This window comes from Mycobacterium haemophilum DSM 44634, from assembly GCF_000340435.2.
Taxonomy (GTDB): Bacteria; Actinomycetota; Actinomycetes; order Mycobacteriales; family Mycobacteriaceae; genus Mycobacterium; species Mycobacterium haemophilum.
This window is the reverse complement of the sequence record NZ_CP011883.2, coordinates 58056-82101: the sequence shown is the minus strand read 5'-3', so window position 1 is coordinate 82101 and position 24046 is coordinate 58056. Positions and strand designations below refer to the sequence as shown.

The following is a 24046-nucleotide window of genomic DNA, read 5'->3' as shown; positions in this document are numbered from 1 at the left end:
CTAAGCGGAATCGAACACCCATGGCGATTCACGACGTCGAGGCTTCGAGGCGAGGCTTGTAGATGGCATGCGCCTCTTCGGTCGATGACCAAGCTAACCGTCATACTGGGCGGCACTCAACGGCTTACACCCGGCAAGAAATCGGTCCGGAGGCAAACAAGCCCAGCGCGAGCGTGCCGGAAGAGATCACTGGCGCGTTGGCGAACGCGCTCGCGCAGCCGGGATGGTGAAGTTTCTAGAGAGACGCGGCCGCCGCCATCACCGTGTCGAGACACGCGCCGTCGACATGTTCGAGCGATGATTCCCTATCCGGCAAAGTGACGAGGGACACCCGGTCGTTGAGGACGACGGTTTGCTTTTTAGGGTTTTACCACCTGGGCTTTTGCTATATTTATGGGTGAATCGTTCTGGCTACCGAGCTCCTGAGGAGCAATGGTCACACGTAGGCCATTCCTTCCAGCATCGAAACTGTAAGTGGCGTGGATTCTTTCGGCGTGTCAGTGGTACCCCGTTCATGTTCCGATATGCGTGCTACGCACTTCTACTTTATCTCTGCCGTATACGTATGTTGAGCAGGTGAATTCGTTAGTCGACGGCATCACACCACGAATCCACCCCAAACCCGAATTAACTTCGGTCTAGACCCGCAGCTGGTCTTGTCAGAGGCACACCTGATGGTCAATGCTCTCCCGAACGCAGAGCTGTTTCTCGCCGATTGTGGGCGCAGCCCTATGCACGAACTTCCTGAGATCGTTTTATCCGCGCTGCACGACCTAGATCGACGCAGCAACTCTGCCAGTTCGTGAGCTTATGCGCGGCAAAGGATTTCGCCGTGCGGGATAACAAGCCAACCATTAGGGGCCGCTGCCCAGGCCTGCCATGCTGTAGAGATCTCTTTAAGTTGTGCGGTAGTGGCCAGGCCTAACTGCAGCAGCTCTTTGGCCACGCCGGAATGAAGAATCCGGTCCGCCCACATTCCGCCCCACCATTGGCGGGTTGCCGGCGTCGCGTAGCACCACAGGCTGCCCGTAGGCGTGATGTCGTCGAATCCGGCCTCCAAAGCCCACGACAATAACTGCCGGCCGGCATCGGGTTCGCCGCCGTTGGCGCGCGCCACCTTTTGGTAGAGGTCTCGCCATAAATCTAGCGCCGGCAGCTGCGGGAACCAGATGAAGCCAGAGTAGTCGGCATCTCGGGCCGCCACGATTCCGCCTGGCACACAGACCCGCCGCATTTCCCGCAGCGCCGCTACTGGATTGTCGACATGCTGGAGTACCTGGTGGGCATGGACGACATCGAATGCGTCGTCGGGAAAGTCGAGTCGGTGGACATCGGCGGTCGCAAACGAAACGTTGGGCAGGTTGCGCTGCTGGGCCTCGGCGCGGGCCGCGTTGAGAGCGTCGTCGAATTGGTCGACAGCGGTTACCGATCCGGGCGCGACCCGGGCGGCTAGGTCCGCGGTGATCGTCCCTGGGCCGCATCCGACGTCCAGCACGGACAGCCCCGGCTTCAGGTAGGGCAGCAGGTAGCTTGCCGAGTCCTCCGCCGTGCGTCGCTGGTGACTGCGTAGCACCGACTCATGATGCCCGTGCGGATAGGCGGCTCGGCGTTCGTCGTTCATGATGCACTCCCCTGGTCGGCGCATGATCAGCTTGAAACTAACAAGACTTGCCATATTGTGAAACGCTGTTCTCATAATGCGAGACATCCGACAATAGGTGTCGATCCAAGGCGGACGTTTCCGCCGTCGCTCGAATTGACCCGCCGTGGAGCACGAGCATAGGAGCAGGATTAAGTCCCACCGATGTGAGGGAGTCGACTGTGCGAACAGCCCGCCAGCTGAGCATTACGCTTCCGAATGACATGGCTGACGCCCTAGGCGACAGGGTTTCCGCCAGCGAGTACGCCAGCGAGAGTCGTCACGGCAACGGGTTAGACCTGAACCCGAAGGCACCCAAAGAGTTCACTCACAAGTCTGGCTGCCGCGTAGGCGCATCGGCGTGTCTCACGAACGCTTCAGATTTGAACTTCGTTGGAAGTCAGCCGTGAGATTTTGAAGCGCAGCGTGAGAACCTACACCGACGCCCGTTACCGTGCCATGTTGGTAAATCGCGACAAGTGTAGTTGATGGGCGACAGTGACTGTCTTGGTTGGGCCGTTGCGGTGCTTGGCGAGAATCAAGTCCGCCTCGCCGCCACGCGGATCGTCGCGATCGAAAGCATCCGGCCGGTGCAGCAGGATCACGACGTCGGCATCCTGCTCTAGGCTTCCCGACTCCCGCAGATCAGACAACATCGGCTTCTTGTCGGTGCGCTGTTCGGGACCACGGTTCAGCTGGCTGATCGCCACCACCGGGACTTCGAGTTCTTTGGCCAACAATTTGAGATGGCGGGAGAACTCCGAGACTTCCACCTGCCGCGACTCGAACCGCTTGCCTGACGTCATCAGCTGCAGGTAGTCGACCACAACCAGTTTCAGGTTCGTCTTTTGCCGCAGCCGGCGCGCCTTGGCGCGGATCTCCATCATGGTCAGGTTCGGTGAATCGTCGATATACAGTGGCGCCTCACTGATTTCGCTCATCCGCCGCGCCAGCCGCGTCCAGTCGTCGTCAGTCATCCGGCCCGAACGCATATCGGCGAGCTTGATTTTCGCTTCCGCCGAAAGCAGCCGCATCACGATCTCGGACTTGCTCATCTCCAACGAGAAGATGACGCTCGCCAGGCGATGCTTGATCGAACACGACCGCATGAAGTCCAGCCCAAGGGTCGAGTTGTGCGTCGGCACCATCCCGCGGCCAGCCAGATACAGATGAGCGGCATTGTCCACCTCGACACATCGCACCGGAACGCTGCGCAGCCGCCGCACCGAGTCGATGCGCAGCGCCGGGGCCAGCAATGCGGTGCGCTCACCATGGCGCGGGATGGAGCCGGCCGCGGCGATAGTGTCCAGCCCACAACGCAACTGAGCCGACGTCCGGATGCCGTAACCCGTCGGCCATTGGTGCTGGGCGTCAGCGACAATGACTGTGCCGTCAGAAAACTCGATCTCATAGCACGGCCGGCCCAGCATGACCTCGGTCGCGGCCACCACACGCGTCGGTGCTCCGTCGGCGGCCAGCAACTCGTCACCGACGGCGACATCACCCATCGTCGTCCAACCGGTCGGTGTGGGCAGCGGCGTGTCCAGCGCAAGCGCCTTACCCACACCCGGGCGTGCCGCCACAATGATCATCTGTCCCGGATGCAAACCGTTGGTTACCTCGTCGAGTTCGGTGAAGCCGGTCGGCGCGCCACGCGAGATGCCCCCGTTGGAAGCGATGGCGTCGATCTCATCCATCGTCGGCTGCAGCAGATCCTCGAGCGGGACATAGTCCTCAGAAAGCCGGCGCTCGGCGACGTCGTAGATTTCGGCCTGCGCGCGGTCGACCACCTCGGCCACATCGGCACCCTCAGCGCCGGCGTAGCCGTACTGCACCACCCGCGTACCGGCCTCCACCAGTCGACGCAGCAGTGCCTTTTCCGCGACGATGCCCGCGTAATAACCCGCATTGGCGGCCGTCGGCACCGTCGAGATCAGGGTGTGCAGATACGGTGCGCCACCAATCCGGCGCAACAATCCGCGGCGGTCCAATTCGGCGGCTACCGTCACCGCGTCGGCCGGCTCCCCGCGCCCGTACAGATCCAGGATCGCGTCGTAGACATTCTGGTGTGCGGGACGATAAAAGTCGCCAGGCCGCAGCCGCTCGAGGACGTCGGCAATGGCGTCCTTGCTCAGCAGCATCCCGCCCAGCACCGACTGCTCCGCGGCTAGATCCTGCGGTGGTTGGCGGCCGAAATCTTCACTGGGCGGAGCGGAATCCATGTTGGGGTGCGCCAGGTCATCGACGACCGCCATCGACTCTCACCTCCCCTGACACAAGCACCCTGACAAGCATTCGAACGGACATTCGATAGCCGCTATTCGCAAGCGTAAATCAAGAGCCCGACACTCGCGCCCCAAAACACCCACCACAGTCACGCCGGGACGACGGTAGACGTTGCTGGCGAGTACTCCAAGTGGCCGCTGTTCATGAAGCTGTGCATCGTGTGTGCAAACCCGTGGACACTGTGTGAAACGGGGTGTGGAGAACCTGTGGATCAGTCCGGAGCGCTATCACATCACTGCAGCTAAACGTCCCACAACGCGACAGATATCGTGTGGACAAGAATCTCTTCGGCGTGTCGGGCCAGGTTACTGCGCCGGGCGTGTTGGATTTCAGCCAGATTTTGGAAGCGTTACGTATTGGTAACGATGGATGGCTCTGCAGTTGCCGGAAATAGTTCGCCAGGAACAACCCAGACCGTCTTCCTAGAACACTTTCGAAAGGACTTCACCGCACGAACAAACCCCCGGTGGCAACCGATCAGCGGCCGCCACCGGGGGTCAGCAAACGTTGCGCTGTTAGCTCGCCTCGACGACGTCGAGTGACACCACGACATCGATTTCAGGATGCAGGTGCACCGATACCGGGTGCGTGCCGACGGCCTTGATGTGGGTTTTGGGCAGCCGCACGATTCGCTTGTCGAGGTTTGGTCCGCCCGCCTTCTTGATGGCGGCGACAACATCACCGGCGGTCACGGAGCCGAACAGCTTGCCAGAGTCGGCCGCCGTCTTCACCGGCAGCGAGACCGAGCCCAGCGCCTCGATCGCCGCCTTGATTTCGTTCGCGTGCTCGCGGTCGCGCACCGCCTTCGTGTCGCGGGCGCGGCGGATCTCGTCAGCCTGCTTCTGGGCGCCCCGCGAGGCAACGATCGCCAGACCGCGCGGGAGCAAGAAGTTTCGACCGTATCCGTCCTTGACCTCGACAGTGTCGCCGACGGAACCAAGGTGGTCGACGTCAGCCGTCAGAATCAGCTTCATCGTTTTCGTACTTTCCGTTGGGCTTGCAGTGGTTACCGTCGGTTATCGCGCCGAGGAGGTGAAGGGCAGCAGAGCTACCTCGCGGGCATTCTTCACCGCGATCGCGATGTCGCGCTGGTGTTGCACGCAGTTGCCGGTGACCCGACGGGCCCGGATCTTGCCCCGCTCACTGATGTACGTGCGCAGTAGCGTGGTGTCCTTGTAGTCGATCTGCTGGTCTTTCTTGGCGCAGAAGACGCATTTACGCGCTTTGACCGGCTTCTCCGGCGCTGGACGCCGCTTGGTGGACTTGGCCATGTGTGTATTTCTTTCCGTTTCGTTGTTAGAAGGGGGGTTCTTCGTCGCCGCCGCCGAAGGAGCCCGACGCCGGGGCACTACCCCATGGGTCGTCACCTGCTCCGCCGCTCCCTTGCGCCGGCGCCTGTCGGGATCCGCTGCCGAAGCCGCCGCCCCCGCCGCCGCTGCGGCTGGCCTTGTTGACCTTGGCGGTGGCATACCGAAGCGACGGGCCGATCTCGTCGACCTCGACCTCGACGACGGTGCGCTTCTCACCCTCGCGGGTCTCGAAGGAACGCTGCTTGAGCCGGCCGGTGACGATCACCCGCGCCCCCCGGGTGAGGCTTTCGGCCACGTTCTCCGCGGCCTCCCGCCAAATATTGCACCGGAGGAACAGCGCCTCGCCGTCTTTCCACTCGCTGCTCTGACGGTCATAGATCCGCGGTGTCGACGCCACGGTGAAGTTGGCCACGGCAGCACCGGACGGAGTGAACCGCAGCTCGGGGTCAGCGGTCAGGTTTCCGACAACGGTGATGGTGGTGTCGCCAGCCACAATTTCCTCCCTAATTCCGCCCTGTTCCTCGCCTTGGCGCGGGCGTTAGTCATGAGCGTGTTTTCGGAGAGCCTACGCAAGGGCACCGACCGCGGGCGGTCGTCCGACTAGTGCTGTATTTGGCCGGCTGCCCCCACAAGCGGGGGGACCCCCACCTCGCCCTGCCGGTCATCGTCGTCAGGCTAGTGCTTGTCGGTGCGCATCACCTTGGTGCGCAGCACCGACTCGTTGAGGCTGAGCTGGCGGTCGAGCTCGGACACGGTAGCCGGCGCCGCCTTCAGGTCGATGACAACGTAGATGCCTTCGGCATGCTTGGCGATCTCGTAGGCCAGCCGGCGCCGGCCCCAGATGTCGACCTTACCGATGGTTCCACCGTCCTTGCGGACGACGTTGAGGAACGTCTCCAAGGACGGGCCGACGGTGCGCTCGTCGAGCGTGGGGTCAAGAATGACCATGATTTCGTATGGACGCATGGAAACCTCACCACCTCCTCTGGTCTGTACGGCCACGGTCGATCCGCGGCAGGAGGGTCGCCTGCGTCGGCAACGGCCCCAGGCTACCGGATGTCGGGCTGACCGGAAAAATCCGGGCCATCAGCCAATCGGTCAGTTCCGGCTGCGCCGGTATTCGTCCGCCCTGGCCTTCGTCGCCGCGTCGGCCTTCGCCAGCGTGCCCGAGCCGAACGGCGGCTGCGGGTCGTATTCGATGAGCAGCTGAGCAGCCTGCGCGGCTGGTCGATCGACAAGGAGCTCAACCAGCCGCAAGGCCATGTCAATACCGCTGGAGACCCCCGCGGCGGTGATGATCCGCTGCGAGAGGTGCTCGACGACACGTTCAGGCACATAGTGCGCGCCCAATTTGTTGAGCAGGTCCGCGGCGCTCCAGTGCGTCGTCGCGGTGAGTCCCTCGAGCAGGCCGGCTGCGGCAAGCAGCAGCGCGCCAGTGCATACCGAGGTGGTGAACTTGGTATGCCGATGCACCGATTGCAGCCAAACACAGAAGGCTTCGTCGTGAACCAGCTGACGGGTTCCGACACCACCGGGGAACACCACCACATCGGGTGCACCGACTTCGTCCAAGGTCGCGTCGCAAGTGAGGCCGAGCATCCCGTTTTCGGTGCGCACCTCTCCCCGCTGGTGCCCGACAAACACTACGTCAATCGACGGAATGCGTTGCAGCACTTCGTAAGGGCCGACGGCGTCGAGCGCGGTGACCCGTTCGAACAGCGGGATGGCTACCTGCATCATGGCTGCCCGGGGGCGGCAGCTGTTTTAGCGTCGGCCAGCTCAGTTTGAGGTACTGATGGTGCTGCCGGCGCGACCGCCCGCCGCATCCCGGCTGGACGCAGCCAGTCCGGCAACCAACCCGGCGGGGCGTCCGGGGCGCGGTCGAAAGGCCCGCCCGCCGGATCGTCCACCCGTCCACCCAGCCGCACCAGATCCTCGTCGGGCCGATAAATCTGGCGGATCACCAGCGCGCACAGCGCCACGACCGCGATGTCTCGCAGCAGCACCGTCGCGGTGAACCACTGCTCCGGGAGTGAACGGCTCGGATTGCCGTACAGGTAATACATCCGCGGCACCCACACCAGGGCATCGATCGTCATCCATGCCAGCAGCACCCGGCGGTGCGGCAGGGCCAGCACTGCCAGCGGCACCAGCCACAGCGAGAACTGAGGGCTCCAGACCTTGTTGGTCAACAGGAATGCCGCCACCAACAAAAACGCCAGCTGCGCCAGTCGCGGCCGCTGCCCAGCAGTCAATGCGATGTAAACGATTGCCGCGCAACACAATGCGAACAACACCGTTACCACGGCGTTGAGCGCCAGGGGCGGCTCCCAGAAGCCTAGCTTGGGATCGAAACCGCGCCAGCCAGTCAACGATTTCACGACGTTGTACAACGAGTCCATGTCATCGCCGCGGCGGGCGTTGAGTCGGAAAAACTCCGACCAACCCCGCGGGAAAAGCAGTAGCACAGGCAGATTCACCAACAACCAGGTCACTGCCGTGGTCACCGCGGTGCGGGCCACACCCCCGAGGCGCCCGGTGCGGATGCCCAACACAAACAACGGGACCAAAAACAGCAGCGGATAGAGCTTGGCCGCGGCGCCTAAGCCAATCAGCACACCGGCAAGTACCGGTCTGCGCCGCGCCCACGCCAGCAATCCACCAGTCGCGAATGCCGTTGCCAACGCGTCGAAGTTGGTGAATATCTGAAAGATCACCAGCGGAGACGCGGCCACCAAGGCCCCATCCCATATCCGGCGACCGGCCAGCGCCGCGGTGGCCCAGATGGTCGCTAACCAGGCCAGCGCCAGCCCGAATGCGGCGACGTCGAAGAACATCACCACCTCGGCGATCACTGGTACAGCGACGAGTTTGCTTAGCGCCGTGTAGGTCTTGGCGATCGCCATCGAAACATACTGATAGATACCGGTTAGCACCGGATATTCCATGTATCGCACCGCGGGCCGACCGTCGTAGCGGGTCTGCGGTGTGCCGCTGCTGTCGGTTTCGATCCAGCTCGATTTGTACGGAAACTTGCCCTGGTTCAACAATTCCGCGCCGTAGAGCGGCACCGTGTCGGAGTAGCACAACTCGTAATACGCGCGTTGGTTATCCCAGTTGGCGACCCGCTGATCGCCCGGTCCCGTTCCAGTGGTTTGCAAGCAGGCCGCCTTCGTTGACCAGCCGAGCGCCAGGAATATCAGCCCGATGAGAAACATCACCCGCAGCGGTGTCATCAGCCAGCTACGGCCGATCAGCGCGTGGCGGCCTACCGGTCCACCGATGACATCTGCTAGGGCGGCGCCCAAAAAGTCAGTGCGGCTGGGGCAATCGCGGTCATCGGCGCTCCGACGATCGGCGGCCAACGGTCGCGGCGAGATAGTGGCGCTCTGCGTCGCAGCGTTGATCATGGTGGCGGCGTTGAAGCTGTCGGGCTGGGCGATGCCGGCGGCGGCGGCGCGAGAGTGATCGTCGTGGGCGGACCGACCGGGATGGTGATGCCCGGCGCCACCTCGATAGTGGGCTGGATAACGGTTTCCGAAGGCGGCGGCGGTGCCGCTGGCGGCGGGGGCGGGGGCGGCACACCTGCGTAGCCACCTATCTCGGTCGGCTTGGGGAAGCTCTCGTTGGCGGTGCCCTTCAGGGCGCCATCCATCGTCGACTTCCAGATATCCGACGGCAGGCCGGAGCCGTAAACCGCCGCGCCTGAAGCGGTTACCAGCGGCACATTGTCTTCGACGGTACCCACCCACACCGCCGTCGACAGCGACGGTGTGTAGCCGACCATCCAGGCGTCCTTGTTGGCGGTGGTATCGCCCAGCTGCACCGTGCCGGTTTTGGCTGCCGACGGCCGCCCGCTGGCCAAGTTATGGCCACGCGAATAGCCGGCGATCGGCTGCATCGCCGCGGTGACGTTATCAGCGACGGCTTTGGCGATGCGCTGGTCGCCGCTGTTGTCGCTGGTGCTGGCGTCGAAAAGTACCTGGCCCTCCGCATTAACGACTTTTTGCACGAAGTGCGGTCGGTGGTAGACGCCGGACGCGGCCAACGTGGCATATGCCGAGGCCATATCGATCACGCGGGTTTCGTACTGGCCCAGCACGATTCCGTTGTTGGGCGGTCCGCCGTTGCCATCCTCGGACAGTGTGTGCGCTACACCAGGGAAGCTGCTCGCGACACCGGCTTGGTGCGCGGCGTCCGCGACGGCCTGCGGTCCATTGCGGAGTTTGAGCATCAGCCGGTAGTAGGAGGTGTTCAACGAGAGCTTGAGCGCCTCAGCGATATTGCAGGTCCCACAACTCTCGCCTTCGTCGTTGGTGATCTTGATGCCGTCGACGGTGAGCGGGGAGCTGTCGACCTGGTAGCCCAGGCCGATGCCTTGCTCGAGCGCGGCGACGAGCGCGAAAACCTTGAACGACGAGCCGGTTTGCAGCCCAGCTTGAGCGAAGTCAAAACCGTTGCCATCAGCACCGCCGTAGTAGGCACGTATCGCGCCGTTATGTGGGTCGATCGAAACGACGGCGGCCCGCATATCGGGATCCTGCCCGTCCAGGTATTTCGATACCGCCTTCTCGGCCGCCCGTTGAGCCTGCGGATCGACAGTGGTGGTGACCTGCAGCCCCTGGGTGTTCAAGGTTTGCTCGTCGATGTTGAACAGTTCGAGCAGCTCTTTGGTCACCTGACGCTCGATAAGACCATTGGGTCCCGTGGTCTGATTCTGCGCACGCGCCTGATCAGGCGGAACAGTCGCGGGAAACAGCTGTGCCGAGCGGTCACTCGGCGACAGAGCCTTGATGTCCACCATGCCGTCCAACACCCAGTTCCAGCGGGCGGTAGCACCCTGGAGATCGATGGCCGGGTCCAAAGCGGACGGCCGCCGAATTAGCGCCGCCAGCAGTGCCCCTTCGGAGACGGTGAGCTGCTCCACGGGCTTGTCGAAATAGGCCTTGGCAGCGGCCGAAATTCCGTAGGCGCCTCTGCCGAAGTAAATGATGTTCAGATAGGCCTGCAGCACATCGTCTTTGGACCACTCGCCCGACATTTTGGTGGCGATGACCAGTTCCTTAGCCTTGCGCATCAAACCGCTAAACCCGTGTTGCGCAGAACCGACCAACGCGTTCTTCACATACTGTTGGGTGATCGTTGACCCGCCCTGCAGATCGCCGCTGCCGAAGAGGTTGTTTTGCACCGCCCGCGCGAAGGCTCTGAAGTCGAACCCCGGGTTCGAATAGAAGTTGCGGTCCTCTGCGGCGATCACCGCCTGGCGGACCTGCACCGGCACTTGACTCAGGTTGACATCGACCCGGTTACCTTCGGGCGGAACAATTTTGGCGATCTCCGAGCCGTCGCTGGCCAGGATCGTCGAGACCTGGTTGGTACGGATGTCGCCTGGTCTGGGAATGTCGACGATGAAGTAGGCCATGGTGAAGGTGACGATGGGCAACAACAACACCACCACCGCGGCGAGATACAGCGAGCGCCGCACCCAGCGCCAGTTCACCTGACGGTTGAGTTGCTGCAGCCAAGTCCGGTTGGGCTCCGGTCCAGGCGCCCTCCAGCCAGGCCCGGCAGGGCCGCCGGGCGGCTCGGGTGGCGGCGGCGGACCACCCGGTGGACGGCGTCCGTAAGCGAGCCTGCCACCACCCCCGGTCGCTGCCGACCGGCCGTCCAGCGCGGCCGTGACCTCGTCAATAGGGTCGCGCCGCGGGGACACCGACATCGGGAGTGCCGAGTGGAAGGGCGCAGCAGGCGGCGGACCATCCAAGGCAGCCTTGACAGCCTTGAGGGGGTCCACCCGCCCAGCCGACCGCTCGTCGGTGACCGGCGGGATGATCGCTGTCATCCGGTCGTCGGGCGGAACTTGACGACGCTGGCCCGGCCGATCAGTCGCTGGCCCGCTCGCGTCCCTAGGCGACTGATCGTGGCGTCCTTCGTTATTCACTGTTATTCACTGGCCGTGCGGGCGCCGTTGCGCGCCGTCCGGGTGGCCCGGCTGCCCCTGGGCGGCGGGGCCGACCGTGCCGCACCGAGCACATACGACTTGACCAAGTGATTCCAGCTGCAGGTGCGGCATACCTCCACCACGTGGACAGCGAACTCGGCGTAACGTGTGGCCAGCAAGACCAACTCCTCGGCGGTGCGCGCCGACCCCGAGACCGCACCCAAGTGATCGCCGAACACCCACGACACGAGTGTGAGCTGTTCCTTTCGGCAGATCGGGCACATCACCTGGCTCGGTTTCCCGTGAAATTTGGCCGCGCGCAGCAGATAGGGGTTTGCGTCACACACCTCGGACACTCCGGTGCGTCCCGAGTACACCTCGGCCAGCAGCGAGCGCCGCCGAAGCGAGTAGTCCACCACCTGACGCTGCAGTCGCACGGTGACCAGAGTACGTGCCCAACCGCACCCACCGAAACGCAAACCTGACGCCGTTGCCCACCCGTTCCAAGCCTGCGCCGCGGGTATTTGTCATCACCTTGGTCGCTGAACTTCTACCATCAACCCCGTGACCAGATGGCTCGGAAGCCTCCCCAGTGGCGGCCATGGCGGGGCAACCAGCGCGACCCGAGCCAAAGACAGCGACCGCCAAGACACCTGCAAGATCCTCGACAACGCCCTCAATGATGGCGAGCTCTCCATGGAAGAGCACCGGGAACGGGTCGCTACCGCCACCAGCGCCGTCACGCTAGGCGATCTGCGCGCCTTAGTGGCCGATCTGCAGGCCAACAGCGCCTTGGTCCAGCTGCCTCCTAGCACACCGGCCACATCACTGTCGACGTTGCCGAAGTCGCGCGGGTGGGCCACCTTGGCGACCGCCTTCGTGGTGGCGGTGCTGCTGGGCGTCGGCATCGGCTGGGGCCTTTACGGCAATACCGGATCGCCACTGGACTTCACCACCGATCCCGGAGCCAAGCCCGACGGAGTCGCGCCCGTGGTGCTGACCCCGCCGAGGCAACTGCAATCGCTCGGCGGGCTCACCGGCCTGATGGAGCAGACCCGCAAAAGATTCGGCGACACCACCGGCTTCCGGTTGGTGATCTACCCGGATTACGCGGTGCTCGACCGCCGCGATCCGGCCGACGATCGCCGGATGCTGAGCTACACCTACCGCGGTGGATGGGGCGATCCGACCAGCGCCGCCAAAAGCAGCGGCGACGGGGCCGTGCTGGTTGACCTCAGCAAATTCGACCCGAAGACGACCGTGGGCATCCTGCGAGGTGCCCCGGAAACCCTCGGCATCAAAGCGTCCGACGTCAAAACCAGATACCTGGTCATCGAGCCGGCCACCGATCCGACCACACCCGGGGCGCTGTCGCTGTCGCTGTATGTCTCCAGTGATTACGGCGGTGGCTACCTCGTCTTCGCCGGTGACGGCACCGTCAAACAGGTGAATTACCCTTCATAGCGGCGCATACACCGGGTGGTGTTGTCGCAAATATATCGACGCGATACGATGGCGCGAGGCGTCGGAGCGTCGTAACTAGCCAAGCCAAGGGGGTGACTCGATGCTGGAGCTCGCCATCCTGGGTCTCCTTATTGAATCGCCGATGCATGGCTACGAGTTGCGGAAACGGCTGACCGGGTTGCTCGGCGCATTCCGGGCGTTTTCGTATGGCTCGCTTTACCCCGCGCTGCGTCGGATGCAAGCCGACGGGTTGATCGCCGAGAATGCCGCACCGGCCGGGACTCCGGTGCGGCGTGCCCGGCGGGTTTACCAACTGACGGACGCGGGCCGTAGGCGCTTCGGCGAGCTGGTGGCCGACACTGGTCCGCACAACTACACCGACGACGGCTTCGGGGTGCACCTGGCGTTCTTCAACCGCACACCGGCAGAAGCACGGATGCGCATCCTGGAAGGCCGCCGCCGTCAGGTCGAGGAACGCCGCGAGGGTCTACGCGAGGCGGTGGCGCGAGCCAGCAGCTCGTTCGACCGTTACACCCGCCAACTGCATCAACTCGGGCTCGAGTCCAGCGAACGCGAAGTTAAGTGGCTCAACGAACTCATTGCCGCTGAACGGGCACTGCCCGGCCGCGCCGAGCAGACGTAAACCGCTGTACGACCCAACACCAATCGAGCAATACCCAAGACCATCCCGAAACACTCGAGACACGAGGTTATGAGGTTAGGAGAACGCCCTATGAGTGAGCACAACCCAGCAGGGGCGCCAGGGGCGTCGACCGAGGTAAGAGTCGCCATTGTCGGCGTGGGCAACTGCGCGTCCTCGCTGGTTCAGGGCGTCGAGTACTACCAAAACGCCGACGACACCTCCACGGTGCCCGGTCTCATGCATGTCCGGTTCGGCCCCTACCACGTGCGCGACGTTAAGTTCGTAGCGGCCTTCGACGTGGACGCCAAGAAGGTCGGCTTCGATCTGTCGGACGCGATCTTCGCCTCGGAGAACAACACCATCAAGATCGCCGACGTGGCGCCCACCAATGTGGTGGTGCAGCGCGGGCCGACGCTGGACGGCATCGGCAAGTACTACGCCGACACCATTGAGCTGTCGGACGCTCAGCCCGTCGACGTGGTCCAAGCGCTGCGGGACGCCAAGGTCGACGTGCTGGTGTCCTACCTGCCGGTGGGTTCCGAAGAGGCCGACAAGTTCTACGCCCAGTGCGCCATCGACGCCCGCGTGGCGTTCGTGAACGCGCTGCCGGTGTTCATCGCCTCTGACCCGGTGTGGGCCAAAAAGTTCGCCGACGCCAAGGTGCCGATCGTGGGTGACGACATCAAGAGCCAGGTCGGCGCGACCATCACTCACCGGGTGATGGCCAAGCTGTTCGAGGACCGCGGTGTGCAGCTGGACCGCACCATGCAGCTCAACGTGGGCGGTAACATGGACTTCCTCAACATGCTTGAGCGCGAGCGGCTGGAGTCCAAGAAGATCTCCAAGACCCAGGCCGTGACGTCGAACGTGCATCGGGAATTCAACGCCAAAGACGTCCACATCGGTCCTTCCGACCACGTCGGCTGGCTTGATGACCGCAAATGGGCCTATGTGCGGCTGGAGGGCCGCGGTTTCGGTGACGTGCCGCTGAACCTGGAATACAAGCTCGAGGTGTGGGACTCGCCGAACTCGGCGGGCGTCATCATCGACGCGGTGCGCGCGGCAAAGATCGCCAAGGACCGCGGAATCGGCGGGCCAGTGATCCCGGCGTCGGCCTACCTGATGAAGAGCCCGCCGAAGCAGCTATCCGACGAGATCGCGCGTGCCCAGCTCGAAGAGTTCATCAACTTGCGAGAGTGCAAGTAGCGACGGCCTTTCTTGGGAAATGCGTCGCCGCTTGCACTTTCGCGGCAGACTAGCTCAGTGACCGAGATGTCTGAGGACGGGCTGGCGGAATTGTCTGAGTTCGCGCTGCTGTCCGAGAACGCCGAGCAGGCCGGCGTGGTGGGTCCGCTGCCCGCCGTACAGCGGGTCGACACGGACACGGCGGCCGGCAGAATCAGCGCGTTGCGCTGGGGTAGCACACCCCCGCGCGTCGTCTTTTTGCACGGCGGCGGGCAGAACGCGCACACCTGGGACACCGTGATCGTTGGTGTTGGTGAGCCAGCACTGGCGATTGACCTTCCCGGACACGGCCATTCCGCCTGGCGTGCGGACGGCGACTACTCGCCGCGCAGCAACGCCGCCACCTTGGCGCCGGTGCTGCACGAACTCGCATCGGGTGCTGAACTGGTGGTCGGCATGTCGCTGGGCGGGTTGACCGCAATACGGCTGGCCGCGACGGCGCCCGACCTGGTGAGTGAACTTGTCCTCGTCGACGTAACCCCCTCGGCGTTGCAGAGGCATGCCGAGCTGACCACCGACCAGCGCGGAACGGTAGCGCTGATGCACGGCGAGCACGAATTTCCAAGCTTTCAGGCCATGCTGGACCTCACGATTGCCGCAGCGCCGCACCGCGAGGTGAAGGCGTTGCGCCGCGGCGTGTTCCACAACTCCCGGCGGCTTGACAACGGCAACTGGGCGTGGCGCTACGACACCATTCGCACCTTTCCCGACTTCGCCAGTCTGTGGGACGACGTCGACGCGTTGTCGGCGCCCGTCACGCTGGTGCGCGGCAGCGCATCGGGCTTCGTCAGCGACAATGACGCGGCCGAACTCAGTCGGCGCGCCAGACAATTCCGGGGTGCCCGCGTCGTCGAAAACTCGGGGCATTCGGTGCAAAGCGACCAACCGCGCGCGCTGATCGAGATCGTTCGCGGAGTTCTGGCCGCATGACTACACCGCTTCGCCATCCCATTCGCATCGGTGTACAGCTGCAGCCTCAGCACGCCCCGCACTACCGCACTATCCGCGACGCCGTACGCCGCTGCGAGGACATCGGTGTCGACATCGCCTTCACCTGGGATCACTTCTTCCCGCTCTACGGGGATCCCAACGGCCCGCACTTCGAATGCTGGACCGTTTTGGCGGCCTGGGCCGAGCAGACGTCGCGTATCGAGATCGGCGCCCTGGTGACGTGTAACTCCTACCGCAACCCGGAGCTGCTGGCCGATATGGCCCGTACCGTCGACCACATTTCGGACGGCCGGCTTATTTTGGGGATCGGGTCGGGCTGGAAAGACAAGGACTACCTCGAGTACGGCTACCAGTTCGGCACCGCCGGCAGCCGCCTCGACGACCTGGCCGCCGCGCTGCCCCGGATCAAAACGCGGCTGGGCAAGCTGAATCCAGCACCGATCCGCGACATCCCGGTGCTGATCGGTGGCACTGGCCCGCGCAAGACCCTGCGCCTGGTCGCCGAGCACGCCGACATCTGGCACGGCTTCACCACCGCCGAAACCTACCCGGCGGCCGCGGCCGTCCTGGACGAGCACTGCGCCGCCGTCGGACGGGACCCAGCCACCATCGAACGGTCCGCCGGGGTAGATAACAACAACGACCTGATCGCCAGTGCCGAGGGCCTCATCGCCGTTGGCGTGACGCTGCTGACGGTCGGCTGCAACGGTCCGGATTACGACCTCACCGCCGCCGAGACGCTGTGCCGCTGGCGCGATAGCCGGTGAGATCGAGTCCGCTTCGTCCGCCAAATACCGGATAGCAGGTGCCAATTCATGAGAAACTTGCCAGCGCTGATGGCCGCCGCGGGGGGCTGAAAGAGACTCGAAGAAGCTATGCCGAAGAAGTATGGGTTCAAAGAGAAGGACCAGGTTGTTTCGCACATTCTGAACCTGGTATTGACCGGTCAGCTCCGCAGCGGCGACCGGGTGGACCGCAACGAGATCGCGCACGGCCTGGGGGTAAGTCGCGTCCCCATCCAAGAGGCGCTGGTCCAACTCGAACACGACGGCATCGTGTCGACCCGGTATCACCGGGGCGCGTTCGTCGAGCGGTTCGACGAAGCCACCGTCCTCGAACATCACGAACTCGACGGCCTGCTCAACGGGATTGCCTCGGCGCGCGCAGCCGCCAACCCCACGCCGCGGATCCTGGGCGAACTCGATGCGCTCATGCGAGCCCTGCGCACCTCGATGGAATCGCGGACCTTTGCCGACGTCGCAAGCGAATACCGGCGCACCGTCAACGATGAGTACGCAGGACCTCGGCTGCACGCCACCATCCGCGCCTCTCAGAATCTCATCCCGCGCGTGTTCTGGGCGACCTACCAAAAAAACGGCAGCGACGACATTTTGCCGTTCTACGAAGACGAGAACTCCGCAATTCACCGGCGCGACCCGGAAGCTGCGCGGGCCGCGTGCGTCGGGCGCTCACACCGGATGGCCCAGACGATGCTGGCCGAACTGGTCCGACGCCAAGTGCTCGTCTCACCCGACGGCCCCCAGACCGGGGTGCCCGATCCACTTCGGATGCCCGCGGGACTCGATGCGACCTGCCGCCCGCCGTCGATCGCGCTGTAAAGCAGGCCGAGCTGCCGGCTGCTCGATACGGTGGCAGTGATGAGTTTCTGCGACGCGCGCGCCACAGGCCACGGAAAGCTGCTTTCAGTGGCCGCGACGATGCTGATGGTGTGCGGCTTGACGTGGACTGCACCGGCTGCGCCCGCGCACGCCGACAGAAACCAGTGCGCGCCGGCCGGGGTGGACAGCGCGACCGTGTTGCCCAAGAACCTCACCAAGGGGGCAGCCATCGGCCAAGACCAGCAGGACACGACGGCCACCGTCGCGCCGCTGAGTTCGGTGCGCATCGACGCATTGGGACTCGGCACGCCAGGCGTACTGACCGTCGGCACCCTGTCCGACGCCCCGCCGAACATCTGTATCAATCCCACCGGCCAATTCAGCGGCTTCGACAATCAACTGTTGCGCGCCATCGCCGGCAAACTGGGCCTGCATGTCCGCTTCGTCGGCACCGACTTCTCCGGGCTGCTCGCCCAAGTAGCGTCCCGGCGTTTCGACGTCGGCTCGGCGTCGATCAAAGCCACCCCGGCGCGGCGGCGCACCGTGGCCTTTACCAACGGTTACGACTTCGGCTACTACTCACTCGTGGTGCCCCCCGGCTCAGCGATCACCAAATTCAGTGAGCTGGCCGCCGGACAACGTATCGGCGTTGTCCAGGGCACCGTCGAGGAGTCATACGTCGTCGAGACGCTGCACCTGCAACCGGTGAAGTATCCCGACTTCGCCACCGTGTACACGAGTCTTAAGAGCCGACAGGTCGACGCCTGGGTAGCGCCGGCGGCGGAAGCAATGGCCGTGCTGCAATCGGGTGACCCGGCGGTAATCGTGGCCAACACCTTCAGCCCCGGCGATTTCGTGGCCTACGCGGTCGCCAGAGAAAACCAGCCGCTAGTCGACGCGCTCAATTCCGGGCTGGACGCCGTCATCGCCGACGGGACGTGGGCGAACCTGTACACCCAGTGGGTACCCCGCTCCCTGCCGCCGGGCTGGAAGCCCGGGTCGAAAGCCGTCGCGGCGCCGAAGCTGCCCGACTTCGCTGCGATCGCCGCGCGTCACCACCGCAAGCAGGTGGGTCCGGCCGCGCCGAAGTCTGCGCTGGCGCAATTGCGCGACTCCTTCTTCGACTGGGATGTCTACCGGCAAGCCATTCCTACCCTGTTCACCACCGGGTTGCCTAACACGTTGATCCTGACCGGAAGTGCCAGCGTCATCGGGCTGCTCCTCGGCATGGCGCTGGCGGTTGCCGGGATCTCCCACTCCCGCTGGCTGCGCTGGCCGGCGCGGGTCTATACCGATGTTTTTCGTGGTCTTCCCGAAGTGGTGATCATCCTCATCATCGGGCTGGGCATTGGGCCGCTGGTGGGCGGGCTGACGAATAACAACCCCTACCCGCTCGGCATTGCCGCGTTGGGGCTGATGGCCGCCGCCTACATCGGCGAGATTCTGCGCTCGGGGATCCAGAGCGTCGACCCCGGGCAGCTCGAAGCCTCCCGTGCGCTCGGGTTTAGCTACTCGGCCGCGATGCGACTGGTGGTGGTGCCGCAGGGAATACGGCGGGTGCTGCCGGCACTGGTCAATCAATTCATCGCGCTGCTGAAGGCCTCCGCGCTGGTGTACTTTTTGGGTTTGATCGCCCAACAGCGAGAGCTGTTTCAGGTGGGCCGCGACCTCAACGCGCAGACCGGCAACTTGTCGCCACTGGTGGCGGCCGGCGCCTTCTACCTGATATTGACTGTTCCGTTAACGCATTTGGTGAACTACATCGACGCCCGACTTCGCCGCGGCCGCGCCGCAGTCAAGCCACAAGAGACCCCCGACATGCTCGTGTCGACGTTCGGCCAGGAGATGACGTGACCAGCGCCACCGCACAACGTCCGTCAGTATCGTTGGCAGCCAAAGATATTCACCAAACTCTTGGCGGGACCGCGGTGCTCTGCGGTGTCGATATCGAGGCCCCCGCGGGCAGCACGGTGGCCGTCATCGGACCCTCTGGGTCAGGCAAGTCAACACTGCTTCGCACGCTGAACCGGTTGCATGAGCCCGACAGCGGCGACATTCTGCTCGACGGCCGGTCGGTGCTGCGCGACGACCCCAACGAGCTACGCCAGCGCATTGGCATGGTGTTCCAGCATTTCAATCTGTTCCCGCACCGCACTGTGCTCGACAACGTGGCGCTCGCACCGCGCAGGTTGCGACGGCTATCCGCCGACGCGGCACGGGAGCTGGCGTGGGCACAGCTGGACCGAGTTGGCCTGAAGCACAAGGCCGATGCCCGACCCAGCGCGCTGTCGGGGGGCCAACAACAACGGGTCGCGATCGCCCGTGCTCTGGCGATGGCTCCGCAGGTGATGTTCTTCGATGAGGCGACGTCGGCGCTGGATCCCGAAATGGTCAAGGGGATTCTGGAACTTATCAGCCACCTCGGCGACGAGGGAATGACGATGGTCGTCGTCACCCACGAAATGGGCTTCGCCCGGTCAGCATCCGACACCGTTGTTTTCATGGATCACGGCAAGGTCGTGGAATCCGGGACCCCGGAGCAGATATTCGAGGCCGCGCAGACCAACCGCCTACAGCGGTTTCTGTCCCAAGTACTTTGACGCATGCGTGAGGTCCCTTCAACGCCCAACATATCGCGTTAGACTGCCGACTTATGGCGGACAGCGAAACCACCGCGCCTGAGGTGACGGAGCTGGCGGACGGGCTGCACCGTGCGCTGTCCAAACTGTTTTCGATCCTGCGCCGCGGAGACCCCAACGGGGCGGCGGCCGGTGACTTGACGCTGGCGCAGCTGTCCATCCTGGTCACGCTGCTCGATCAAGGCCCCATCCGGATGACGGATCTGGCCGCCCACGAACGGGTGCGGACTCCCACCACCACCGTGGCGATCCGCCGGCTGGAAAAAATCGGGCTGGTGAAGCGCTCGCGTGATCCGTCTGACCTGCGGGCCGTGCTTGTCGACATCACCCCGCGCGGGCGCGCGGTTCATGGCGAGTCGCTGGCCAACCGGCGCGCCGCCCTGGCCGCGATGCTCAGTCAGCTCCCCGCCGCCGATCTGGACACTCTGAAAAATGCGCTGGCGCCGCTGCAGCGCCTGGCCTCCGGCGAACCGGTATCCGGCCCGGCCGGCGACACGCCCGCGTGCAAGCAGGCATGAAAGTAGCTAATTCTCACTGAGATTGGACGTATACGTAAGCTCGGACGCATGCCAACTGCACTCATCACCGGCGCCGGCGGCGGTATCGGTTCGGCGATCGCCACCGCGCTGGCCCCGACGCACACCCTACTGTTGGCCGGTCGGCCCTCGGCCCGGCTGGACGCTGTCGCGGACCGGCTCGGCGCCACAACCTTCCCGCTGGACTTGACCGACACCGCCACAATCGAGGCCAGCTGCGAAGTCATCGACGAACTCGATGTGCTGGTGCACAACGCGGGGTTGTCCATTCCCGGCCGCGTCGCGCAATCGTGCGTCGACGAGTGGCGTGCTACCTTTGAGGTCAATGTCTTTGGGGCGGTAGCGCTTACATTGGCGCTATTGCCAGCGCTGCGACGCGCTCGCGGTCGAGTGGTGTTCGTCAACTCTGGGGCAGGACGCAACGTTTCGGCGGGGATGGCCTCTTACTCGGCCAGCAAGTTTGCGCTGCGCGCGTTCGCCGACTCGCTACGCATCGACGAGACAGAACTGCGGGTGACTACGGTCTATCCGGGCCGCACTGACACCAATATGCAGCGTGAATTAGTCGCCTACGAGGGTGGCGAGTACCGCCCCGCCAACTACCTGCGACCCGATACCGTCGCGGCCGTGGTCGCCAATGTGGTGGCCACGCCGCCAGACGGTGACGTCCAGGAGGTTGTGCTCCGGCCCGGGCGCCGGCTTTAGTGGCGATGCCGCGGACGCGGCAGCGATGTCCGAGCCGGGCGCAGCGGGCCGCCACTCATCAAACTTAGACAACTAAATTGACCAGCCGGCCCGCGACCACGATCACTTTGCGCGGTGTGGCACCGGCCAAAAACTGCTGTACTTTATCGTCAGCCAACGCGGCAGCTTTCAGGGTGTCGTCGTCCGCGTCGGCAGCAACCACGATCCGACCCCGAACCTTGCCGTTCACCTGCACCGGGTATTCGACGGTGTCGTCGACAAGGTACGCGGGGTCAGCATCCGGGAACGGGCCGTGCGCCAACGAGGTGGTGTGGCCTAGCCGCAGCCACAGCTCTTCTGCCAGATGCGGGGCCAGCGGCGCCAACATCAGCACAAGAGGCTCGACCGCGGCCCGGGGCACCGAGTCACGGTGTTCTTTGGTGAGATGGTTGGTGTACTCGATCAGCTTCGCCGTTGCGGTGTTATTCCGTAGTGCCGCGTAGTCTTCGGACACTCCGGCGATGGTACGGTGCAACGCCCGCAGCGTGTCGGTATCCAGCTCCCCCGCTGCGTCCACCACCCGGGTTTCGCCGGTGCATTCGTCGACCACCAGTCGCCATACCCGCTGCAGGAAACGGTATGCGCCGACGACGTCCTTCGTGGCCCAGGGCCGCGAAGCCTCCAACGGACCCATCGACATCTCATACACCCGCAGTGTGTCCGCGCCGTATTCATCGCAGATCTCGTCGGGTGATACCGAATTCTTCAGGCTCTTACCGATTTTCCCGAACTCTTGAAAGACTTCGATCTCGCCGTCGGGCCCCGGATAGACGAACCCGTCGCCGCGTTGCAGCACCTGGTTCGCCGGTACATATGAGCCGCGAGCATCCGTGTAGGCGAAAGCCTGGATGTAGCCCTGGTTGATCAGCCTGCGGTAGGGCTCTCGAGAGCTGACGTGACCCAGGTCGTATAACACCTTGTGCCAAAACCTGGCATACAACAGGTGCAGCACCGCGTGTTCGGCGCCTCCGACGTACAAGTCAACACCGCCGGGATCGTCAGGGCCGTGTTCAGCCGGCCGCGGGCCCATCCAATAGGCCTCGTTTTCCTTGGCACAGAGCCGCTCGCAGTTGTGCGGATCGGTGTAACGCAGTTCGTACCAAGAGCTGCCCGCCCACTGCGGCATGACATTGGTGTCGCGGCTGTAGGGCTTCAAGCCGTCGCCCAGATCCAGCTCGACGTGCACCCACTCGGTCGCCTTGGCCAATGGAGGTGATGGCTCGCTGTCGGCGTCATCGGGATCGAATTGCACTGGCGAATAGTCCGGCACGTCGGGCAGCTCGACCGGCAGTGCGGCCTCGTCGAGCGCATGCGGTCTTCCGTCGCTGTCATAGACGATCGGGAACGGCTCACCCCAGTACCGCTGCCGAGCGAAAAGCCAGTCGCGCAGCTTGAATTCGATGCGGGCCTGGCCGCGACCTTCGGACTCCAAGCGGGCGGTGATGGCCTCTTTGGCCGTTGCCACGTCCATCCCGTCGAGGTAGCCGGAGTTCACCAGCACCCCATCGCCCCCGTAGGCGGCCTCCGAGATATCGCCGCCGGCAATGACTTCGACGATCGGCAGGTGAAACTCACGGGCGAAGTCCCAGTCACGCTGGTCATGGCCGGGGACCGCCATGATGGCCCCGGTGCCATACCCGGCCAGTACATAGTCGGCGATGAAGATCGGCACCGGTTTTCCGTTGGCTGGGTTGGTGGCGTACCTGCCCAAGAAGACGCCGGTCTTCTCCTTGCTCTCCTGGCGCTCGAGGTCCGACTTGGCAGCGATGGTGTGGCGGTAGGCCGCGACAGCCGCGCCTGGTGTGGCGGCGCCATACGTCCACCGGGGGTCTGTCCCGTCCGGCCAGGCGGTGGCGACTAGTTCGTCGACCAGGTCGTGCTCGGGCGCCAGCACCAGGTAGGTGGCGCCAAACATGGTGTCGGGTCGGGTGGTGAACACGTCGACGCCAACTTCGGTTGCCGCGGCGTCACTGCGGCTTAGGGTTGCCGAGAACAGTGCTTTCGCGCCGGTGGAGCGGCCGATCCAGTTGCGCTGCATAGTTTTGACTTGCTCGGGCCAGTCCAGCAGGTCAAGGTCGTCGAGCAGCCGGTCAGCATAGGCGGTGATACGCATCATCCATTGCCGCAACCGCTTCCGGAATACCGGGAAGTTGCCGCGGTCGCTGCGGCCGTCGGCGGTGACCTCCTCGTTGGCCAATACCGTGCCCAGCCCCGGACACCAGTTGACCATCGAATCCGCCCGGTAGACCAGTCGGCAGTTGTCGATCACGTCGGCCCGCTCCCCCGCCGACAGCTTGACCCAATCCCGGCCGTCCGCAAGGCGGCGCGCACCGGAATCGAATTCGGCGATCAGCTCGGCGATCGGACGCGCCTTGTTAGCTGTGGCGTCGAACCAAGCGTTGTAGATCTGCAGGAAGATCCACTGGGTCCACTTGTAGAACTCGACATCGGTGGTCGAGAAGGTGCGTCGGCTGTCGTGGCCAAGGCCCAACCGGCCCAGCTGGCGTTGGAAGTTGACGACGTTAGCCTCGGTTCGGATGCGTGGGTGAGTTCCGGTTTGTACCGCGTACTGTTCGGCGGGCAGCCCGAAAGCGTCGAACCCCAACGCGTGCAGCACGTTATGGCCAATCATCCGGTGATACCGGGCGTAGACGTCGGTGGCGATGTAGCCCAGTGGATGTCCGACATGCAATCCGTCACCCGATGGATAGGGAAACATGTCCTGCACGAACAACTTGTCGGCAGGGATCGCCGAACCGTCCGGCGGGGCCAGCGAGCCGACCGGGTTGGGCACGTTGAAGGTCTGCAGCCGCGCCCAATTGTCCTGCCAGGTGCTTTCGATCCGGCCGGCCAGCTCCGCGGTGTAGCGGTATCGCGGCGCATCGGTGTCCGGCTGAGCAACAGCAGAGTTGCGCCCAGGGACAGCAGTCGGCGATTCGGTCACGTGAACAGGGTATAAGGGCTGCCGCAGCGGACCTGGGTGGCCACAGGTTGGTATCGGTTCCGTTGCGCACCGATCAGGGCTTCAT

21 protein-coding genes are annotated in these 24046 nt (G+C 64.1%); 10 read left to right on the top strand and 11 right to left on the bottom strand.

The annotated features are described in order from the left end of the window. Positions 1 to 808: 808 nt before the first annotated feature. The 10 genes from B586_RS00390 to B586_RS00345 all read right to left on the bottom strand — a co-directional run bounded on the left by B586_RS00390 (position 809) and on the right by B586_RS00345 (position 11613). Positions 809 to 1621: a class I SAM-dependent methyltransferase gene (locus B586_RS00390; RefSeq protein ID WP_047316804.1), complete on the bottom strand. Its 813-nt coding sequence runs from the start codon at positions 1619 to 1621 to the stop codon at positions 809 to 811. 467 nt (positions 1622 to 2088) lie between these two features. Next, entirely contained in the window at positions 2089 to 3894 is a 1806-nt protein-coding gene (gene dnaB, locus B586_RS00385; RefSeq protein WP_047316803.1) for a replicative DNA helicase, read from the bottom strand. 546 nt (positions 3895 to 4440) lie between these two features. Beyond that, the gene (rplI, locus tag B586_RS00380; RefSeq protein WP_047316802.1) at positions 4441 to 4899 is read right to left on the bottom strand and encodes a 50S ribosomal protein L9; all 459 of its coding nucleotides are present in this window, start codon (positions 4897 to 4899) and stop codon (positions 4441 to 4443) included. 42 nt (positions 4900 to 4941) lie between these two features. After that, entirely contained in the window at positions 4942 to 5196 is a 255-nt protein-coding gene (rpsR, locus tag B586_RS00375; protein ID WP_047316801.1) for a 30S ribosomal protein S18, read from the bottom strand. 25 nt (positions 5197 to 5221) lie between these two features. Beyond that, complete coding sequence (locus B586_RS00370; RefSeq protein WP_047316800.1) at positions 5222 to 5728, bottom strand: single-stranded DNA-binding protein; 507 nt, start codon at positions 5726 to 5728, stop codon at positions 5222 to 5224. 182 nt (positions 5729 to 5910) lie between these two features. After that, positions 5911 to 6201 (bottom strand): 30S ribosomal protein S6, encoded by a 291-nt coding sequence (rpsF, locus tag B586_RS00365; protein ID WP_047316809.1) that lies wholly within the window; start codon positions 6199 to 6201, stop codon positions 5911 to 5913. 132 nt (positions 6202 to 6333) lie between these two features. Then, a complete protein-coding gene (locus B586_RS00360) occupies positions 6334 to 6975 on the bottom strand; it encodes a DJ-1/PfpI family protein (RefSeq protein ID WP_211141544.1) in 642 nt (213 codons plus the stop codon). Continuing rightward, complete coding sequence (locus tag B586_RS00355) at positions 6972 to 8645, bottom strand: glycosyltransferase family 87 protein (protein WP_054879019.1); 1674 nt, start codon at positions 8643 to 8645, stop codon at positions 6972 to 6974. Before B586_RS00355 ends, B586_RS00360 begins: the two co-directional genes overlap by 4 nt. Next, positions 8642 to 11176 (bottom strand): transglycosylase domain-containing protein, encoded by a 2535-nt coding sequence (locus tag B586_RS00350; protein WP_054879020.1) that lies wholly within the window; start codon positions 11174 to 11176, stop codon positions 8642 to 8644. Before B586_RS00350 ends, B586_RS00355 begins: the two co-directional genes overlap by 4 nt. A 2-nt stretch (positions 11177 to 11178) precedes the next feature. After that, the gene (locus B586_RS00345; protein WP_047316797.1) at positions 11179 to 11613 is read right to left on the bottom strand and encodes a DUF5318 family protein; all 435 of its coding nucleotides are present in this window, start codon (positions 11611 to 11613) and stop codon (positions 11179 to 11181) included. A gap of 127 nt (positions 11614 to 11740) precedes the next feature. On the opposite strand from B586_RS00345, the gene B586_RS00340 reads away from it, so the two are divergent. The 10 genes from B586_RS00340 to B586_RS00295 all read left to right on the top strand — a co-directional run bounded on the left by B586_RS00340 (position 11741) and on the right by B586_RS00295 (position 20978). Further along, positions 11741 to 12640, top strand: a complete 900-nt coding sequence (locus tag B586_RS00340; RefSeq protein WP_054879021.1) for a DUF1707 SHOCT-like domain-containing protein — start codon at positions 11741 to 11743, stop codon at positions 12638 to 12640. Positions 12641 to 12740: 100 nt separating this feature from the next. Beyond that, positions 12741 to 13283, top strand: coding sequence for a PadR family transcriptional regulator (locus B586_RS00335; protein ID WP_047316795.1), 543 nt, complete (start codon positions 12741 to 12743; stop codon positions 13281 to 13283). Between the two features lie 90 nt (positions 13284 to 13373). Further along, positions 13374 to 14489 (top strand): inositol-3-phosphate synthase, encoded by a 1116-nt coding sequence (locus tag B586_RS00330; protein WP_054879022.1) that lies wholly within the window; start codon positions 13374 to 13376, stop codon positions 14487 to 14489. A gap of 66 nt (positions 14490 to 14555) precedes the next feature. After that, the gene (locus tag B586_RS00325; protein ID WP_156166518.1) at positions 14556 to 15458 is read left to right on the top strand and encodes an alpha/beta fold hydrolase; all 903 of its coding nucleotides are present in this window, start codon (positions 14556 to 14558) and stop codon (positions 15456 to 15458) included. Further along, positions 15455 to 16246 carry an LLM class F420-dependent oxidoreductase gene (locus B586_RS00320; RefSeq protein ID WP_047315701.1) on the top strand — a complete coding sequence of 264 codons (792 nt, stop codon included), beginning with the start codon at positions 15455 to 15457 and terminating at the stop codon, positions 16244 to 16246. Before B586_RS00325 ends, B586_RS00320 begins: the two co-directional genes overlap by 4 nt. Before the next feature lie 108 nt (positions 16247 to 16354). Continuing rightward, entirely contained in the window at positions 16355 to 17098 is a 744-nt protein-coding gene (locus B586_RS00315) for a GntR family transcriptional regulator (RefSeq protein WP_047315700.1), read from the top strand. A 39-nt stretch (positions 17099 to 17137) separates the two neighbouring features. Beyond that, positions 17138 to 18952 carry an ABC transporter substrate-binding protein/permease gene (locus B586_RS00310; RefSeq protein ID WP_047315699.1) on the top strand — a complete coding sequence of 605 codons (1815 nt, stop codon included), beginning with the start codon at positions 17138 to 17140 and terminating at the stop codon, positions 18950 to 18952. Beyond that, complete coding sequence (locus B586_RS00305; RefSeq protein ID WP_047315698.1) at positions 18949 to 19698, top strand: amino acid ABC transporter ATP-binding protein; 750 nt, start codon at positions 18949 to 18951, stop codon at positions 19696 to 19698. Before B586_RS00310 ends, B586_RS00305 begins: the two co-directional genes overlap by 4 nt. A 53-nt stretch (positions 19699 to 19751) precedes the next feature. Further along, a complete protein-coding gene (locus tag B586_RS00300) occupies positions 19752 to 20255 on the top strand; it encodes a MarR family winged helix-turn-helix transcriptional regulator (protein WP_047315697.1) in 504 nt (167 codons plus the stop codon). A 48-nt stretch (positions 20256 to 20303) separates the two neighbouring features. Continuing rightward, on the top strand, positions 20304 to 20978 hold the full coding sequence (locus B586_RS00295; protein ID WP_054879023.1) for an SDR family oxidoreductase: 675 nt from the start codon (positions 20304 to 20306) through the stop codon (positions 20976 to 20978). Positions 20979 to 21042: 64 nt separating this feature from the next. Here the strand turns inward: B586_RS00295 and leuS are convergent, their stop codons facing one another. Then, positions 21043 to 23961, bottom strand: coding sequence for a leucine--tRNA ligase (gene leuS / locus B586_RS00290; protein WP_047315695.1), 2919 nt, complete (start codon positions 23959 to 23961; stop codon positions 21043 to 21045). Positions 23962 to 24046: the final 85 nt, after the last annotated feature.